Origin of the sequence: Streptomyces sp. WAC 04229 (genome assembly GCF_003947455.1) — a bacterium.
Classification (GTDB): domain Bacteria; phylum Actinomycetota; class Actinomycetes; order Streptomycetales; family Streptomycetaceae; genus Streptomyces.
Map to the genome: position 1 here is coordinate 26,508 of NZ_QHJH01000055.1, position 15,557 is coordinate 42,064.

At 69.5% G+C, this 15,557-nt stretch carries 16 protein-coding genes; 11 read left to right on the forward strand and 5 right to left on the reverse strand.

What is annotated here, in order from left to right; all coding sequences use genetic code 11:
* Positions 1-190 precede the first annotated feature (190 nt).
* The 8 genes from DMH12_RS17265 (at position 191) to DMH12_RS17300 (ending at position 10,818) form a co-directional block, all read left to right on the forward strand.
* The gene (locus tag DMH12_RS17265) at positions 191-670 is read left to right on the forward strand and encodes a hypothetical protein (protein ID WP_125492472.1); all 480 of its coding nucleotides are present in this window, start codon (positions 191-193) and stop codon (positions 668-670) included.
* 93 nt (positions 671-763) lie between these two features.
* Entirely contained in the window at positions 764-3,595 is a 2,832-nt protein-coding gene (locus DMH12_RS17270) for a hypothetical protein (protein ID WP_125492473.1), read from the forward strand.
* 178 nt (positions 3,596-3,773) lie between these two features.
* Positions 3,774-5,651, forward strand: a complete 1,878-nt coding sequence (gene mobF, locus DMH12_RS17275; protein ID WP_125492474.1) for a MobF family relaxase — start codon at positions 3,774-3,776, stop codon at positions 5,649-5,651.
* Between the two features lie 104 nt (positions 5,652-5,755).
* Positions 5,756-6,340 carry a hypothetical protein gene (locus DMH12_RS39105; RefSeq protein WP_185832376.1) on the forward strand — a complete coding sequence of 195 codons (585 nt, stop codon included), beginning with the start codon at positions 5,756-5,758 and terminating at the stop codon, positions 6,338-6,340.
* Between the two features lie 58 nt (positions 6,341-6,398).
* Complete coding sequence (locus DMH12_RS17285) at positions 6,399-7,130, forward strand: hypothetical protein (protein WP_260474240.1); 732 nt, start codon at positions 6,399-6,401, stop codon at positions 7,128-7,130.
* 216 nt (positions 7,131-7,346) lie between these two features.
* Positions 7,347-7,544 (forward strand): hypothetical protein, encoded by a 198-nt coding sequence (locus DMH12_RS17290; protein WP_125492475.1) that lies wholly within the window; start codon positions 7,347-7,349, stop codon positions 7,542-7,544.
* 834 nt (positions 7,545-8,378) lie between these two features.
* Positions 8,379-8,822: a hypothetical protein gene (locus DMH12_RS39110; protein WP_185832372.1), complete on the forward strand. Its 444-nt coding sequence runs from the start codon at positions 8,379-8,381 to the stop codon at positions 8,820-8,822.
* 586 nt (positions 8,823-9,408) lie between these two features.
* The gene (locus DMH12_RS17300) at positions 9,409-10,818 is read left to right on the forward strand and encodes a replication-relaxation family protein (protein WP_125492476.1); all 1,410 of its coding nucleotides are present in this window, start codon (positions 9,409-9,411) and stop codon (positions 10,816-10,818) included.
* Between the two features lie 167 nt (positions 10,819-10,985).
* On the opposite strand, the gene DMH12_RS17305 is transcribed toward DMH12_RS17300, so the two are convergent.
* The 5 genes from DMH12_RS17305 to DMH12_RS17325 form a co-directional block, all read right to left on the reverse strand.
* Positions 10,986-11,480: a hypothetical protein gene (locus tag DMH12_RS17305; protein WP_125492477.1), complete on the reverse strand. Its 495-nt coding sequence runs from the start codon at positions 11,478-11,480 to the stop codon at positions 10,986-10,988.
* Between the two features lie 164 nt (positions 11,481-11,644).
* Positions 11,645-11,962, reverse strand: a complete 318-nt coding sequence (locus tag DMH12_RS17310) for a hypothetical protein (RefSeq protein WP_125492478.1) — start codon at positions 11,960-11,962, stop codon at positions 11,645-11,647.
* Between the two features lie 92 nt (positions 11,963-12,054).
* Positions 12,055-12,597 carry an RNA polymerase sigma factor gene (locus tag DMH12_RS17315; RefSeq protein WP_185832373.1) on the reverse strand — a complete coding sequence of 181 codons (543 nt, stop codon included), beginning with the start codon at positions 12,595-12,597 and terminating at the stop codon, positions 12,055-12,057.
* A 439-nt stretch (positions 12,598-13,036) separates the two neighbouring features.
* Positions 13,037-13,588 carry a DUF6233 domain-containing protein gene (locus tag DMH12_RS17320; protein WP_399187683.1) on the reverse strand — a complete coding sequence of 184 codons (552 nt, stop codon included), beginning with the start codon at positions 13,586-13,588 and terminating at the stop codon, positions 13,037-13,039.
* Positions 13,589-13,628: 40 nt separating this feature from the next.
* Positions 13,629-13,886 (reverse strand): hypothetical protein, encoded by a 258-nt coding sequence (locus DMH12_RS17325; RefSeq protein WP_125492480.1) that lies wholly within the window; start codon positions 13,884-13,886, stop codon positions 13,629-13,631.
* A 128-nt stretch (positions 13,887-14,014) separates the two neighbouring features.
* Here DMH12_RS17325 and DMH12_RS39115 point away from each other — a divergent pair, with 128 nt between their 5' ends.
* Genes DMH12_RS39115 through DMH12_RS17335 form a run of 3 tightly spaced genes read left to right on the forward strand, consistent with a single transcriptional unit; the run spans position 14,015 to position 15,148 of the window.
* Positions 14,015-14,188 carry a hypothetical protein gene (locus tag DMH12_RS39115; RefSeq protein ID WP_185832374.1) on the forward strand — a complete coding sequence of 58 codons (174 nt, stop codon included), beginning with the start codon at positions 14,015-14,017 and terminating at the stop codon, positions 14,186-14,188.
* A gap of 38 nt (positions 14,189-14,226) precedes the next feature.
* Positions 14,227-14,589, forward strand: coding sequence for a restriction endonuclease (locus DMH12_RS17330; RefSeq protein WP_125492488.1), 363 nt, complete (start codon positions 14,227-14,229; stop codon positions 14,587-14,589).
* A gap of 49 nt (positions 14,590-14,638) precedes the next feature.
* Entirely contained in the window at positions 14,639-15,148 is a 510-nt protein-coding gene (locus tag DMH12_RS17335; RefSeq protein WP_125492481.1) for a hypothetical protein, read from the forward strand.
* Positions 15,149-15,557: the final 409 nt, after the last annotated feature.

Sequence of the window (15,557 nt, forward strand, 5' to 3'; positions counted from 1 at the left end):
GACAAGGTCGGGGAGTTGCTCAGGGTCAGCGGACGGTGAAGCAGGACCGGGGCGTGATGCTCGCATGACTCATTGATAGCGCCGTTGGCTCCGTTCGTCCTGAGTATCCAAACTCAGCTCATGACGCAGGCGTGTCAGCGCTCAGCACATCGCCCCCGTCTCACGATGACCGAGCCAGAGCGGCGCTGCTGTGTCTCGGGAGACACAGCAGAGTCTGGAGAAAGACGGCTGGAGATGCCAGATCCACACAGCGACCCGACGTGTGTGGAGTCGGCACGGCACTAACCCCTCTCACCAGTTCTCCGATGTCGCAGACGCTGTCGCCGGTCTGCCGGACGCCGTCCTCGACGGTGAGCTCGTCGCGGTCCTCACTGCCGGCTCCGGCGTAGCCTTCGATCGCCTGCAGACCCGCGCCGGTCGCCGCGGCCCGGCACGCGGCGCGGACTTCACCGTCCACGTCGCACTCTTCGACGTCCTCGCCGTCGACGACACCGACTGGAGGCCCCGTCCGTACACCGAGCGCCGCACCGAACTGCTGCGTCTCCTCGAAGGCAGCCCGCCCACATTGCGCGCGGTGCCAAGCACCGAAAGCCGCGGGCGAGCCCTCCAGTGGGTCGGCGCGCTCGCCGGTGTAGAAGGCCTGCTGGGCAAACGGACCAACGCACCGTAGGCAGCCAGCCTCCACCTTCAGGAGAACGCCTGCCACAGTGCTGGCCGCGGGAGTAGCATCCGCAGGTTCTGCACTCGGGGGAAAGGTGGATGGATGCCGCACCTGCGGGCCTGGCTGGAGTTATGGGCGGCGAGGGCCTTCGATTTCGTCGACGGTGCCGACAAGTCAGCGATCTACCAACGGGCCGTGCTGGCCGCAGTTGACGCGCCCGAGACGGAGCGGCTGCTCGGCAAACGTGCCGGCGTAGACCGCGACGCCGTCGTAGAGCGCATGACGACGACGCGATACCACCGCTACACCACCCTCCGGTGCCCCTCATCCCTGCTCGACAGAGCGATAGAGGACCTGGCCGAGGTCCGAGACAGACACGAGCGAGCGGCTCGAGCGACGCAGTGGGACTGGCGAGTCGTCTGCTCGCTGGTCGCTGCCGTCTCTTTTGCCCTGTTGATCTTCAGTGGCCCACTCGCCCTGCTCATAGCGGTGGTGGTGGCGGCAGTCACCATGGTCACGCTGTTCATCTGGCGGGGGTCCCGACTGTGGGCCAACCTGACACAGTGCCTGATAGCCGCAGGGCTCAAGGGCGCGTGGCTCCTTCAACGCATAGAGGTAGGAGCATGCGCCGCACGCTGGGGTGAAGAACTGCAAGAGACAGGTACCGGTCCCGTGGTGGCCGATCTGGTCCGTCACATGCTGGGCGATGACCCCGACTCCCTCTTCATCCCCGATGACTACGAGTGGGGCCTGCGCGCGCCCCGAGCGCCCGGCTTCATCATCGAGAACGCGGCCCGGCGTCAACTCGAGCGCAAGCTCACCCACCTCGAGGACGGCACCATCGCCGTCTGCGGCCCACGCGGTGCAGGCAAATCGACGCTACTGGAGCAGTGCGTCAAGAAGGCCGGCTTCGGCGTGATCGTCCAAGCGCCGGCCACCTACGCTCCACACGACTTTCTCCTGTCCCTGTCGGTCCAGCTGTGCGAGAAGTACATGCGGGCCCGGGGCTATGAACCCACCGGCTTCGCTCGCCTGTCGCCCGCGCGCCGAGCACTGCGGCGAGTCAGGCTCCAGGCCAAGCGGCTGAGCCGGTGGAGTTCCTTCGCAGTGCCCGCCACCGCCCTGGTGGTGTTAGGGCTTTCGGCCTCGGTCCGGTCGCTCTACGAGCAGTACGCCACGTCCGTATCCGATGTCGCGCGCACGTACACCGACGCCCTACGCAGCGACGTCACGGCCATCTGGCAGGGCCACACCGTCGTCGCAAGCCTGGCCGTCACGATCGGCGGAATCGTCTGGTGGCAGTCAAGGCACACAGCCTTGCTGCCCCGGATGCTGGGACGCCTGTGGACGCGCGGTATCAGACCCATCGGACTGCTCCTGGCCTGGGCATCCGCTGCCACCCTGCTGCTGGACGAACAGATCCGTCAGCGGGCCCGGTACCTGCACAACACCCAGCCCGAGGCCCTCTACCAAGCCGTCGGCTACGCAGTAGGGCTGCTGTTCCTGTGGTCGTTCTTGCGCTTGATCCGCGACTCGGAAGTCGAGTTCCCTCTCGGAAGGCGGCACATCTTCCTGGAGACGATCTTCCGCCCGATCAGCGCCGCCGTGGGCATCTACCTTCTGCTGTTCCTCATCACAAATCCGCAGATACGGTCCCTTCTAGCGGATCCGGAAAACCCACTGCGACTGGCAGGCATCATCGCCGGATTCCTGCTGTCGAAGCTGGGGGACTGGCAGCCGCAGTCGGAAGAACCCGAGTTGGTCACGCGCTGCCAGAACCACCTCTACCGCCTTCAGACGATCCAGCAGGCCACCCACGGCCTGACCACCGGGAGCACTGCCCAGATCATGAGCCTGGGCACCAACCACTCCGCGTCTGTGTCCACCGTCCCCCCGAACTACCCGGAACTGGTGGAAGAATTTCGCGAACTGCTCAGGTGCATCGCCACCGAGAGGACCGAAGCGGGCAAGACCGTCGTGATCGCCATCGACGAAGTGGACCGCTTGGGCGCGGACACTGATGCGCTCGCGTTCCTCCGGGAGATCAAAGCCATCTTGGGCGTTCCTCTGGTCCACTACCTGATCTCGGTTGCTGAGGACGTGGGAGCCGCCTTCGTCCGCAGAGGACTTCCGCACCGGGACGCCACCGACAGCTCCCTGGACGACATCATCCATGTCCAGCCCAGCACCCTCAGCGACTCACGAGCCATCCTCGCCAGGCGCTCACAGACACTGAAGGAACCCCACATCCTGCTCGCACACGCGCTGTCCGGCGGCATCCTGCGCGACCTGCTCCGCTACGGCCTACAGCTCCGCGAGACACAGGACAAGACCCAGTCCTACGAGCTCACAGACATCTCCCGGCAACTCATCCTGGAAGAACTCGCGGAGACCTTTGCCGGCTTCCGCACCCTGCTGGGCAAACTGCAGTGGTCGCACGACACCAGCGGCGTCCTCGCTTCCTTCCGCACGCTCAGCAGCTACCTGCGAGACCCCTGTCCGTGCGTCGAAGCGGATGTACTCCGCACGCTTGATCACTTCGCCTTCCACGCCTACGGCGCCCACCCCCTTCCTGCGACAGCCGACGACTCGTCACATCGGCCACCAGACGATCCAGAGATCAGCGGCAGCGCACGCCAGCTCATCGACGAAGCATCCACGTACGCCTACTTCTCACTCACCCTGCTCGACATCTTCAGCACCGACGGACTCGAGCGCCGTACGGAACTGGCTGCCGGACACGGCCAGGAAGGCGATCCTGAACGGCTAGCCGATGCACGACAGGAACTCGGGATATCGCCCTACAGCGCCCGTCCTCTGATCGACAGCATTCGCAAGGCATGGTCCCTGCCTCTCGGACCGGACCCTGATAGTCGAATCCCGGCATCAACTGCGAGGTGCCCCCGCCACGGGAGCCACCCGAACATCCCGTGAGGGCAACTCGGTCGACCGCCGATGCGCAGCATTTGCATGGCCCGGCGGTCTGCCCAGAGCGGACTTCCTCCCGCCAAAACCGCCCGTCGCACGGGATCGGCGGTGAAGTTCCAGTGAACCCTCCCGCCTCACGGGATCGAGTTTCTTTTGCAGGTCAGAGCCGGTGTGTGCTGGGGCGATGCTGAGTGTCGCGAAGATCCAGAGGCGTAACGCGTGGCGGTACTACATACGCGGAGTCGCGTTCGGGGACGGCCGCCGCCCGGTCGGACAATCGTTGAAGGACGCCCAGGAGCTGGCCGGTCTCCCACCGGGACGGTGGCTGGGGCGCGGTCTGCGTGCGCTGGGGCTCACCGAGGGCGGCCAGGTATCCGAGCGCCAGCTGGAGCTGCTGTTCGGCGAGGGCCGGCACCCGGACGCCGACCGCATCGAGCGCAGCCTCCTGGACGACGGCGTCGACGCGGCCACCGCCCGCCGGCTGACGGTGCTGGGGCAGCCGATCGAGGAAATCGAGGCCCGCAAGCAGACACCGCTGCTCGGCATGGACTTCACCTTCCGGCCGCAGGCGTCCCTGGTCGTCCTGTGGGCGCTAGGCGATGCCACCGTGCGCCGGGTCATCGAGCGGGCCCACGAGCGGGCCTTCGCCGCGGCGCTGCGCTGGCTGGAGGACGAAGTTGCCGAAACCCGGTGGGCATCAGGCCGCGGCCGCGCGAAGACGCCCGCGCTCGTGGTCGCCGCCTTCCGACACTACGACAACCGCGACGGACTGCCGCTCCTGCACGAGCACTGCCTGATCCTCAACCGCGTCCAGCGCCTGGGCGCCGACGGTGAACCGGTCTGGGGCGCCCTGGACACCTACCGCCTCTACCAGTACGTGGTGGCCGCCGGGACGCTCTACACCCTGGCGATGACGACCGAGGTGTGCGAGACCCTGGGGCTGGCGACCGTGCCGCGCGAAGTCACGCCGGGCCTGCGTCCGGTCATGGAGATCGCCGGAGTGCCCGAGGACCTCATCAACTGGTCAGCGTCCCGCCGCCAGCGCATCGAGGACGCCCTGGAGGTCCTCACCGACCAGTACGTGAAGGACCACGGGCACCTGCCCGGCGAGCGCGGCCGTCACGCACTGGGCTGGTGGGCGGCGCAGGAGACCCGGCCCGCGAAGAAGAAGCCGAAGCCGCTCGCGCAGCTGCTCGCGTGGTGGCGCGCCTCCGCGATCCTCCGCTTCGGCCAGCAGCTCATCGACGGCCTCCTGGACAGGTGCCGGGCAGTCGGAGCGGCGATCCGGGCGCGGGTGGATCCCACCGTGGACGTGACGCTCGCCGCCGTCGACATCGCCGCGGTCGTCTTCACCGTGCGAGAGAAGTTCTCCCGGCGCCACATCCTGGCCGAAGCGCGCCGGCACCTGCTGGAGACGCTGCGCGGCCGCGAGTTCACCCGCGGCCTGGACGACTACATCGCCGACCGGGCCCTGCTCCGGTACTCCCGCCGCCGCACCGTCGCGAAGCCCGGCCGGAGGGCTCCGACGGCGGACCGGATCAGCTACACCGCCGACTTCCCGGTGCCGCACCGGTGGTGGATCGCTCCCGCCGAAGGCACGCCGCCGCGGGAGTCCAGCCGCTACGAGCGGGCCCGGGTCGCCAGCCTTGCTGTGCAGAACGCGATCCGCGACGCCCGCTTCCGAGCCGACAACGTCTCCGCACCCGCCGATCACCGCGACCTCGAGGGCGAGACGGCGTCCGCTCCCCACGCCGTCGACCACCAGGGCCGGGACGCCGCCCTGACCCGGGCGCAGCGGGCCGCCGCAGTTCAGGCCCACCAGCAGGCCGCGATGCCCGAGGAGTACCTGGAGGGCCGCACGACCGACCCGGCGACATGGCTGCGCACACCCAAGAACCTGGACCGGCTCGCCGCCTTCACCCGCGCCGCCGACACCCGCCGCCGCGCCATGGAGGACTGGCCGAAGCCCGAGCAGCCGGCAGACGCGGTCAAGCCCACCGACCAGCAGCAGCACCACGCGAACCGGCCCGCCCATGGCAGAGGAGCGGGCCTTGACCGGTGAGGGATGGCAACCGGCCAGGGCGTGGCCGATCTGCGACTTCACCCGCCAGCTCCAGGAAGCCGGATCGAGAATCGGGAGGTTGGCACCCGGCACGGGAGGAACCCTTGACCGACCTGCACGAACCGCTGGAACCGCTCGACAGCTACCCCGACGAACTGCCCCCGCCCCGCCAGCGCGGCGACGTGAACCTGGTGGGTCTGCTCAGCATCGCCGACGATCTCGCCCGCAGCCTGGCGGCGCTGAAAATCCGGGTGCAGCCCCACGACCCGAGGACCTCGCTTGTCAGCCCCGAGAAGGCCCGCGAAGACGCGGCCAAGGAGGTCGACCGGCTTCTGGGCACCGCCGTCTACTTCCAGCGTCACGCCCACGCCGCGCTGCTCGGGCGGTGCGTCCTGGGCGCGGACTCCAAGGAGGACTGCTCCACCGAGGGCGCTAACCTCCAGCTCAACGTCTGGGACGACACCACGCGCCGGGACATCGTCGAAGACGGCACCACCGGCTGCCTGGCTCACACCGTCGAAGCCGCCCGCCGGGTCCTGGCCGACCCCGCCAGCCGCAAGATCCTGCTCGCCTTCGTCCGCGATGACGAAGGCACCGCCGTTGCCCGCGCTCTCGGGCTCGGGCCGGACGACACCGCGCAGTTCCTGAACCGCGGCCTCACCCTGCGCCCGGAACACCGCGCCGGCTGACCTCACCGTTACCCGCGGCCGCGCCCCGGCCGCCCGGCACCCGCATTGGAGCGGCACATTGCCCTACGAGGCCCGCGATCTGAACCTGACCGACCCGACGAAGGGCTACCTGAACTTCGTCCTCTACACCGAGCCCCAGCATGGCGCCGTCACGTCGTCGCTGAACGCCGTACTGGAGATCGAGGCGCAGCAGACCGTGACACCTCACTTCCAGGAGTGGCTGAACAGGCTGGTGCGCTGCGAGCCGAACGCGATGCACTGCACACTCGTGAACCCGAAGAAGATCCCGGCCCTCTTCCACCCGTGCGTCACAGAGGACAAGGCCAGCCCCTCAGCCATCAGCGGATCGGGCTGCGTGTGCCGCCGCACCTTCTACGATCCCGAGTTCGGGCTGCCCGTCGTGGGCGAGCACTTCAAGCACGCGGGCACCGGCGGCACGGACCAGTGGAGCTACACCACGTACGCCCCGCTCGAACTGTGCCCCAACGACGTCTTCAGCCGCTTCTACACCGGCCGCGGTCTGTTCTGGGCCCGGACGGACAAGGGCGTGCTCTCGCTCCTTCCGCAGAGGAACGGCATGGGCTACGAGATCGGGTACAACGGCGGCGGCCCGCACGCCCTGGCCGCCTACCTCACCCAGGTCGCCACCAGCGACGGGCAGCACACGACCGCCGGCGCGCAGTACGAGGACGCCCACCCGGCGATCCTCGCGTGGACGCAGAGCAAGGCGGCGGACCGTGGCACGAACGAGCTGTCGCTCAGCGACCTCCAGGCCATGATGGCGAGCTGAGCGCTGGTCGTTGACCATGCCGACGCCCACGGACCAGATGTCCGTGGGCGTCGGCGCGTTCGGATCCTCGAGGGCCCGGAGCTCGTGCCCGTCTCACGGGACGACGGGTGAAGTCGCCGGAGCGTCTGTCGGGACGCGGGCCGCGCGAGCGCCCCTGCGGGCGACGCAGACAGCGAGGGTGCAGGGGAGTTAACCCACCCAAGCACGGAGGCCCCGATGGTCCACCCGACCCTGCCGCACCTCTCGCCGGAGCAGTGCGAGCGCCTCGAGCAGCTCGCCGACGCGTCCCGGCTGCGCGCGGCGCTGTACCCGTCGCCGAAGCCGCCGCCCGTCCGGCGCCGCTCGCGCTCTCGGCAGTACCCCGGCGGCCGGCCGAGCCCGTGGCGCTCCGTGCGGGGCCGCCGCTGGGGGTGAGTGGGCACAGTGAACTCCACCGCCCACCCGGGCGCGGATCGGCGGCTGGGTGGGCGGTGGAGTCCACTCGGAGAGTGGAGACCACGGTGGTGCGCATCGGGTGGACTCCACTCCGGTGCACCGGTGCGGTGGGGGAGTGCAGGACATCCCGGCATCCGGTGCGCTGGCGCGGTGCATCGGGCGCACCGGTTCGCGCGCCGACGATGCCGTGCACTCATCCCCACCGCACCGGTGCACCGCACGATGCGTACGGGAGTGGCCGGCCGCTCCCGCCCGCTCCACCCGGTGTACATACGGAGGGTGACGGAGCATCGGACGCGGTGCACTCGATGCACCCCCTTGTCCAGGTGTGCCGCTGCGGATCCCACCCAGTCCACCGAGCGGAAAGCAACCCTTGTCCAGCCACGATCTCCCGCGATCTTTCGACGTTTCACCTTGACACCCTCCGCTACCACTCCGGAGACGTCCCTCACCGGGCACCCGATGCACGGTGGCGGAGGGGAGATCTCTCCCTCCCGACACACCACGCATCATCACCCTGCGTAAGGGCGATGCGGGGTGCGGACGATGCCGCGCGCTCTGGCATCGCGGTCCGTTCCACCGGGTGGGAGTGGACGCCACTTGGCGCACCGGGTGGGGAGTGGACCCATCGTGATGCGCATCGGCTGCGCGTTGGAGTCCACCCGGTGCGCTCCACCCGGTGGGGGAGTGCGGTGCATCGTGCGCAACTCAACGCGCCGCGCGCCTACCGGTGCGCCTCCGCGCGCCGCTGTTCCCGGTGGCTGGTGCGCGTGGCGCGCGACGGCCGCCAGGAGTCGGCTCGACTATCCGCGCGTGGGACAGACCCCGGCACAGAAGGCCGCGAAGGCGGCACGCGGGCAGCAGCCGAAGAAGCGGCCCGGCAAGGCGCAACGCGAGGCGATCAAGCGGGCGCAGGCGGCGAAGAAGAAGGCGGGTGGCGGGAAGCCGGCCGCGAAGAAGCCGGCCGCGGAGAAGCCGGCGGCGAAGAAGGCGGTGCCGCTGCCGCGCGGCTCGGTACGCGCCGCCTATCCGGGCACCTGCCCGGCCTGCTTCAAGGACTACGTCAAGGGCGAGGTCATCACGAAGGTGACCGACCGCTGGGGACACTCCGCCTGTGCGCCCCGGCAGATGTCGGCAGCCGAGCGGGAGTTCACCCGGAACAAGGCCCGGATCGAGAGCGGCGAGACGTTCCGCGGCCAGAAGCCCTCGGACTGGCGGCGCGGAGCCTCGCCGTCCAGCACACGCCCCGCCCGCTGAACTCCGCCCGGCGGTGTGGCGTCGGCCACGGACAAAACCAGCCTGCAAGGGTTGGTCAAGGCGAAAATGGACGCCTGCCGGGTCTGGTCGTCAGACCGCGGACAAGGGGTCCTTCCTCACGGTGGCCCTGGCCCGTGCGCACATCCACGCGCGGGCCGGAACCGCCGACCCGGCCAGCAGGCCGGAGGAACGAGGACACCGTGCCCGCTCCCGACCGACCCACCCCTTCCCGCCGCCCCGCGCGGCCGCGATCCTGGAGCCCGACCCCTCACGCTGTCGCCGCCCAGCCTGGCCGCGCCCCGCGTAGCGGCTGCTGGGCAAGCCCCAGTGAGGCCCTGCCGCCGGCGCTTGCGTTCCCACTGCCGAAGCCACTTCCGTGCCCGGCAGCCACGCACCCGGTATTTGCCCTTGTCACTACGGGTTTTCGGGCCCGCGCCGGATCGTCACAACCCTCTTCTCTCCCCTTGGCCTTGAGTTGGTTGTCGGTGGTGGGGGAGATCATCGGGTCCGGGGGCTCGGTCCCCTCCACGGCCGGGGGGCGGCGCCCGGCCGTGGGCCGGTCGCGGACGACGGGAGGGCGAGCCTGATGGCGGGCAAGCGCAAGGAGAACGAGGCGGGATCGAGCAACGACCTGCGCGCCGATGTGCTGCGCGTCCTCGGTGTGCTGAAGATCGCCACCGCCGACCAGATTCAGCGGCTGTCCACGCCGCATCTGACCTACCGGCACACGACCAAGCCGACCCCAGCGAAGCGGAAGGAAGCCCGGACCGCCTCCCACCGTGCCGCGGTGAACGATCTGCGGCGCCATGGCCTGGCCGTTGACGGCGGCCGCACGCGGGGCGGTGAGGAGACCCGGCTGCTCACGAAGGACGGTCTGGCTGCCGCCGCGATCGACCTGGACCGCGGGCTGGAGGAGATGGGCGGCCTGCCCAAGAGCGCGGGCCGCTCCGGCGCCTCGCACCCGATGACCGTGAACGAGACGGTCATCGCGCTGATCCGCCCGAAGCCGAACCTGAACAAGGTCATGCAGGAGCCGGCCGAAGCGGTCGCGGCCGCGCGGGCTGCCGCCTGTGCACCCGACGGGATCGGCACCCTCGCCTCCTACGCCACCGAGGTCGCGCTCCCGGTGAAGGGCACCTGGAAGAACCCGGCGATCGGCAGCGCCCGCGCCGACGTCGTCCTGACCGCCCCGGAAGCCGGGATGCCGCTGCTGTTCATCGAGGTCGACAACTGCACCGAGGAGGCCGTGCTCATCGCGGCGAAGTTCGACAAGTACGCCCGGTTCTTCAAGCGGCAGGAGAAGGACACCGACGGCATCGAGAAGCCGCTGTGGCGCACCCGCTGGTGGGCACCTGCCGCCGATGCGTACGAGCGGGTGCACCCGCCGGTCCTGCTCGTCTTCCACCAGATCGGCCAGCGCTCCGCCAACAACCAGATGGCCAGGGTCGCTGACCTCACCCGCCACCACTGGCAAGGGCGGTGGCATCCCCAGGGCGGCTACCACTCCTACGACCGCTGCATCCCGATCGTGGCGACCACCCTGGACCAGCTGCGCGAACACGGCCCGGCCGGACCCGTCTTCTGGCGCTTCGGCCGCGACCACCGCCAGCCGCTGCTGGACGCCATCGGCAACGCCCGCCGGGACGCCTACCTCGCCCGCCGCCGCCAGGCCGTCCGGGAAGAGGAACGGCGCCGTGAGGAACGGATGGCCGCGGAGCGGGAGGGGCGGCGGCCAGCCTGCGCGGACTGCGGGCAGAAACTCACCGACGACCAGCGGGAGACGCTCGGCTACACCCGCGGCTGGGGCGAGCGCGAGTCGCACCCGCACTTGTGCGAGAACTGCCAGGACCAGGCCGTCGCAGCCGATCAGCAGGCCGAAGCCGACGAGCGCGAACACCGGGAGCAGGATCAGCAGGATCACCCGCACCATGAAGCAGAAGAACCTGCTCCAGGACCGGAGGCTGGGAGCTGGTTCTCCCGTCTCCGGGCCCGCTGACACGGCCAGTACGGGCTGATCTGCCGGGACCTGCACCAACGGGGCAACAACGCCGCTGCATGGCCTGGATACAGCGCTGCCCCCGACCCCACTGGGGGTCGGGGGCAGCGGACACGGTCTCCTCGCGTGGACCGCGGGTGCAGGGCCGGTGACCCTGCTGGGGCGCGCTATCGGCGCAGGGCGCGGGCGAGGGCCCAGGCGGCTCCGGCGACCGGGAACAGCGGGAGGGCCGAGGCGAGGCTGCCCATCGCGATCAGCGTGACGGCGATGCCGAAGACGACAATGCCGATGAGGACGAAGCAGAAGAACCCGATGCGCGGCGCCATCCGGGTGACCGCCATGCGCAGCTGACGACGACGGTAACGCCGCTGCGCGCGGGCGACCTGGCGCACCCGGCCCCGGGCGGACCGCTGTTCGGCCTCCCGGGCGGCGAGATCGGCCTCCACCTTGGTCAGCAGCGCCGCGAAGGCCCCGTACGCGTCGAGGCCCTCCGCACCGGCGGCGAGGTCGACGTCGACGACGGCGAACAGCGACGCCACGGCGTCCTTGACGGCGGTGTCGTCCCCCTTGGCGTCGAGGACCGCGGTCAGCGCGGTGAGGCGCGCATCGAAGTCCCGCTCGAAGGACTCGATGCGGCGGGCGGGGGAGGAGGCGGTCACCATGATGGCTCCTGTGATCGGGGTTGCTACACCCCACACGACGAAGGCCGGGACCCGACTTGTGAAGTCGCAGGTCCCGGCCCTGTGTCAGTGATCTTCTATCGTGAACTTACTGAGCTTCCTCCCACTTGTCGCGGCACGAAGACGAGGTCGTGGTTCGTGTGCTGCTACGCCCTCTTCGGCTCAGAGGTGCGCATGGTTCGCGGTGTCCGCAGAGAGCGGCGCGCGGGTCGCCCTTCCGATGCCTGGGCGCGCAAGGTCGGGTCGTCCCAGACGGCGACGGGGGTACGAGCTGCCTCGATTCGCCTAAAGAGACGTCGGAAGAGTGCCATCACGGGTGTGATGACGATCGAGACGTACAAGATGATGCGGTCGTACACGAAGGGCTCCTTCTCGCTCAACTCGAAGATGTCGTGGCTCTTGTTCATGGTCTTGTTCGTGTTCTTGTTCTCGTCCTTGTTCTTGATCCCGTAGGACTGGGGCATCGGCGATGACCCCACTCGGGCGAACGGGAGACGTGGAGGGGATCGGACCGGTCCACCCCTATCCGCTCACCCGCGAAGGGCTACCGCCGGCCTCAGTCGCGCAACCGGTCGCGCAGACGCTCGCGCACCTCGGACGTCCTCAGAACGGCTTGCGCCTTCGACAGGTCCTTGCGCACGGAGGTGGCCTTGATGCCGAGCATCTCGGCGATCTCGGCGCCCGAGTACTTACCGACGTGGTACAGCACGTAGACGTGGTGCTGCCGGTCAGGCAGGACGTCATAGAGGACGTCGCGAACCTGGAGGTAGCCCTCCGCCGCCTCGGCGATGTCCGGGTCGGACCACGCCTCCGGCATCGCGCCGTGCTTCTCCAGCGCCCGCGCCTCCGCGTCCATGCGACGCAACTCGTCCAGGGCGCGCCGGGTGAGGACGGTGGCGATCCACCCACGAGGGTTCTTGATGGTGCGGGGGTCCTCCGGGAGGCTGGCGATGATGTGCTCGATCCCGGTGTGGAGGAAGTCCTCGGCCTGGTGGCCCCGCACGAAGCGCTGGGTGAGCGCAAGCCAGTGCGACCTGTGCTTGATGAGGAGGTTCATGATCTCCTCCCTGGCCTTCTCCTTCGCTTCCTCCTCGGTCATACCCCGCGCCTGGATGCGATCCTGAAACAGATACTGGATCGCTCGGTTCCGCTTGCGCGGTCGCCCCGAACTTGCGACTGACTCGGTCACGTTCGTCTTCTCCATGAATCTCTGGTGACTGCCACGGCGTTGTGGCATTGCCGACCGGCCGGCGGTGTCTGCCCTGACACCACGACGTCGTGCCTCGGACCCGAAATGTGAAATCGCTGGTCACCGCGACTGCCAGACACCCCGCGACGAGTCCTTCACTCGTTCAACGCGAGGAGAAGACCGTCCGTGGTACAACCCGTGCCCCGGCGAACCCAGCACTCCCGGCCCGCGTGTGCGCTGCCGCTCCGTCACTCCGGAGACACCCCCCGACCACGGGCCCGACCACGGGCCCGACCACGGGCCCGACCACGGGCCCGACCACGGCACCGGCCGTCCCGACCACGGCAGGTCAGGAGTCGGTGATGCGGTCGAACCCGCTCAGCATCGGCGTCAGCTCCTGAGCGCACCCGCACAGCGTGCACAGCCGCGTCCCCGGGTTCTCCGCGACGTTCAGCGCCTGCTCCACACCGAGCAGCGGCGCACCCTGCGGGGCTTCTTCACAGTCCGGCGCGTGCAGCACCCCGCGGACCGAGCCCCGCCCCTCGCGGACCTTCGCCAGCACCCAGCCCGAAGGCCGGCGCTCCCCGAGGACCTCACGAACCACCGACGCGGGCGCCGATGGTAGGGGCTCGGTGGGGACCTGGTCGTAGTCGATGCCGTCGACCGGGCGTACGTGGTCGGGCGCCCGGACCCATACCCGGTACTCCGCGGCTTCCACACTGCCGTCCTCGAGGTCCCGGTACGACGGCAGGCCCACGAGGTACATCCACCCGGTCTCGGTCTGCCGTCGCCCCCACAGCCGTGCCACGACCTCCTGCTCCGGGTGCTCGAGCAGCGGGTCGGCGGGCAGCACGACCCGCACCGGCACCGGCTTGGCCGCGTCATCGGAGGGCGTGGTCACGACCCCACAGTAAGCAGCGCCGCTGCCAACTTGAGGGACGTCACCGCTCGGGCAGCTTGCGACGAAGACCGTCCATCGCCTTCTGCACGTCTCCAAGCTGGTCACCCAGCACCCGCAAACGCCAGTCCAGGCGCTCCATCCGGGCGGCGGCTGCCAGCGACGCGAACGTCTGTGCCATCTGCACCGCGCCCGCCTCGCCCGCCAACGCCTTCTTGACGTACCGGGAGGCCATCGCCTCGTACTGCCTCGCGCGCTCCACCGCGGGCTTGTGCTCGGGCGCGTCCTTGTACTCGGTCATGCAGCCCTCCCTGGTCGATCTCTCCCACCGTTGTACCGACCGCGCCGCACAAGCGAGGCACCTGCGTACTTTCGGGCCGGAAAGTGTCCACAAATCGCAGCTCGAACTCCTCTCCGACACCCGACCCAATGGCACCGGAGAAACTCCCGCCGGCCCCCGCGCCGTCCGCGAGCGGGAATCAGCCCGGCGACGCCCACAACCTCCCGCCGGCCTCGGCCACCGCGCCCGACCAACTCGCGGCCACCACCACGGCGACGCCGGCGCTCCCGGCCCCGGTCGACGACGCGGTGGGCCTGCGGTGAGAGGGGCCTAAGCCGTGCTCCACGACCCCCAGGGCCTGATGGACGCCGAACTGCCCCTGGACCGCGCCCCGCACGAGGCCCTCGTCACCGCCGTCCTCGCGTGGAAGGATCCGGACCTCGCTCCCTGCGACTACGAGCAGATCGCCCTCCAGCTCACCGGGCACGCCCACGCGGTCGCCGCCGACATCCGGCGTCTCGCCGCCGCCCTGCCCAAGAGCGACGGCCGCGGCGCCCTCGCAGAAGTCATCCTCCGCGAAGCCGACGGCCGCCTGTCCGCACCGCTCAAGGGCACCGCGTGCTGCGTCCAGAACCGCGCCCGCCTCGTACGGGCCCTCTACAGCCGACTGGACCGTCTCACCGAAGCCGTGGTCGCCGCCAGGCAGCCGACAAGACGTCACTAGACCGCGGACAGGGGGAACACCGTCAGCAATCTCCGATAGATCTGGTGGCATGAACCTCAACGACCTTGGCCCGCTGATGGTCCGCCGCCAGGATGGCGGCCTTGACCTCGACCGCTTCCGCACTGACCCGATCTTGGCCGCCCTGCAGTGGCCGGACGATGTGCTGCGGGACTTCCTCTTCGAACACGGCGACCACGGCCCCTTCGTGGCCGACTACGGCCACCTCGACCTGAGCGCGATCACCTGGACGCTGGAGACGCTCCCAGCCACGGACTTCCATACCATGCCGACCGGTGAGAGCGAAGCCGGACTGATCGAGCATTTCGCACAGAACCCCGTGTACTGGGCCTCAGTAAAAGTCCCTGAAGTCGGCAGGCACTGGGAAGACCACGGGACGTGGCTGCGCCCGCCGCTCCTGATCGATCGGCGCCTTTGGGGGCCGTCGGACAGTGGGTTGCAGGTGGTGGAGGGAAGAACGCGCGTCGGCGTCTTGTGCGGCCGACAGCGCGAGGGGTTGTACGTCGCGTCCCACCATCGGGCCTGGGTCGGCCGCCCTTGAGAACGCTTCGTGCGCAGTACTTGGGATGCGAGCGTTTGGCCACCTGCTCAAGGGAGAACGGAGGCGGCGCTACGCCCGCTGGGTGATCGCCGGACCGTGGGTTTGGCCGCGCTCGCCAACGTGGCCGACCTCGCCGGGCTGGTTCAGATGCTCGTACCGGACAGATCGCGATGGTGGGCCTTTCTGTGACAGCACTGCCCGACAGGCGCCTGGCCAGAGAGGGCAGCAACGGGCGAGGCGTCGCGTCGGCGTCAGTGGGCGAGCCGACCGCGTCGTCGACCAGCTAGTGTCCCGGTCCGGAGATCCTGTCGCAGTAGCGGCAGATGCGGTCGATGATCTGGTCTGCGGTCTTGGTCCACTTGAAGGGCCGGGCTTGCTCGTTCCAGTTCTTGATCCAGTCCTCGAGCGC

Excerpts from the sequence above, each read along its gene's own strand:
- DMH12_RS17330 (WP_125492488.1), top strand. The coding sequence starts at position 14,227 with ATGGACGCCGAACTGCCCCTGGACCGCGCCCCGCACGAGGCCCTCGTC.
- DMH12_RS17300 (WP_125492476.1), top strand. The coding sequence starts at position 9,409 with ATGGCGGGCAAGCGCAAGGAGAACGAGGCGGGATCGAGCAACGACCTG.
- DMH12_RS17335 (WP_125492481.1), top strand. The coding sequence starts at position 14,639 with ATGAACCTCAACGACCTTGGCCCGCTGATGGTCCGCCGCCAGGATGGC.
- DMH12_RS17310 (WP_125492478.1), bottom strand. The coding sequence starts at position 11,962 with ATGCCCCAGTCCTACGGGATCAAGAACAAGGACGAGAACAAGAACACG.
- mobF (WP_125492474.1), top strand. The coding sequence starts at position 3,774 with ATGCTGAGTGTCGCGAAGATCCAGAGGCGTAACGCGTGGCGGTACTAC.
- DMH12_RS17315 (WP_185832373.1), bottom strand. The coding sequence starts at position 12,597 with ATGACCGAGGAGGAAGCGAAGGAGAAGGCCAGGGAGGAGATCATGAAC.
- DMH12_RS17325 (WP_125492480.1), bottom strand. The coding sequence starts at position 13,886 with ATGACCGAGTACAAGGACGCGCCCGAGCACAAGCCCGCGGTGGAGCGC.
- DMH12_RS17305 (WP_125492477.1), bottom strand. The coding sequence starts at position 11,480 with ATGGTGACCGCCTCCTCCCCCGCCCGCCGCATCGAGTCCTTCGAGCGG.
- DMH12_RS39115 (WP_185832374.1), top strand. The coding sequence starts at position 14,015 with ATGGCACCGGAGAAACTCCCGCCGGCCCCCGCGCCGTCCGCGAGCGGG.
- DMH12_RS17270 (WP_125492473.1), top strand. The coding sequence starts at position 764 with ATGCCGCACCTGCGGGCCTGGCTGGAGTTATGGGCGGCGAGGGCCTTC.
- DMH12_RS17290 (WP_125492475.1), top strand. The coding sequence starts at position 7,347 with ATGGTCCACCCGACCCTGCCGCACCTCTCGCCGGAGCAGTGCGAGCGC.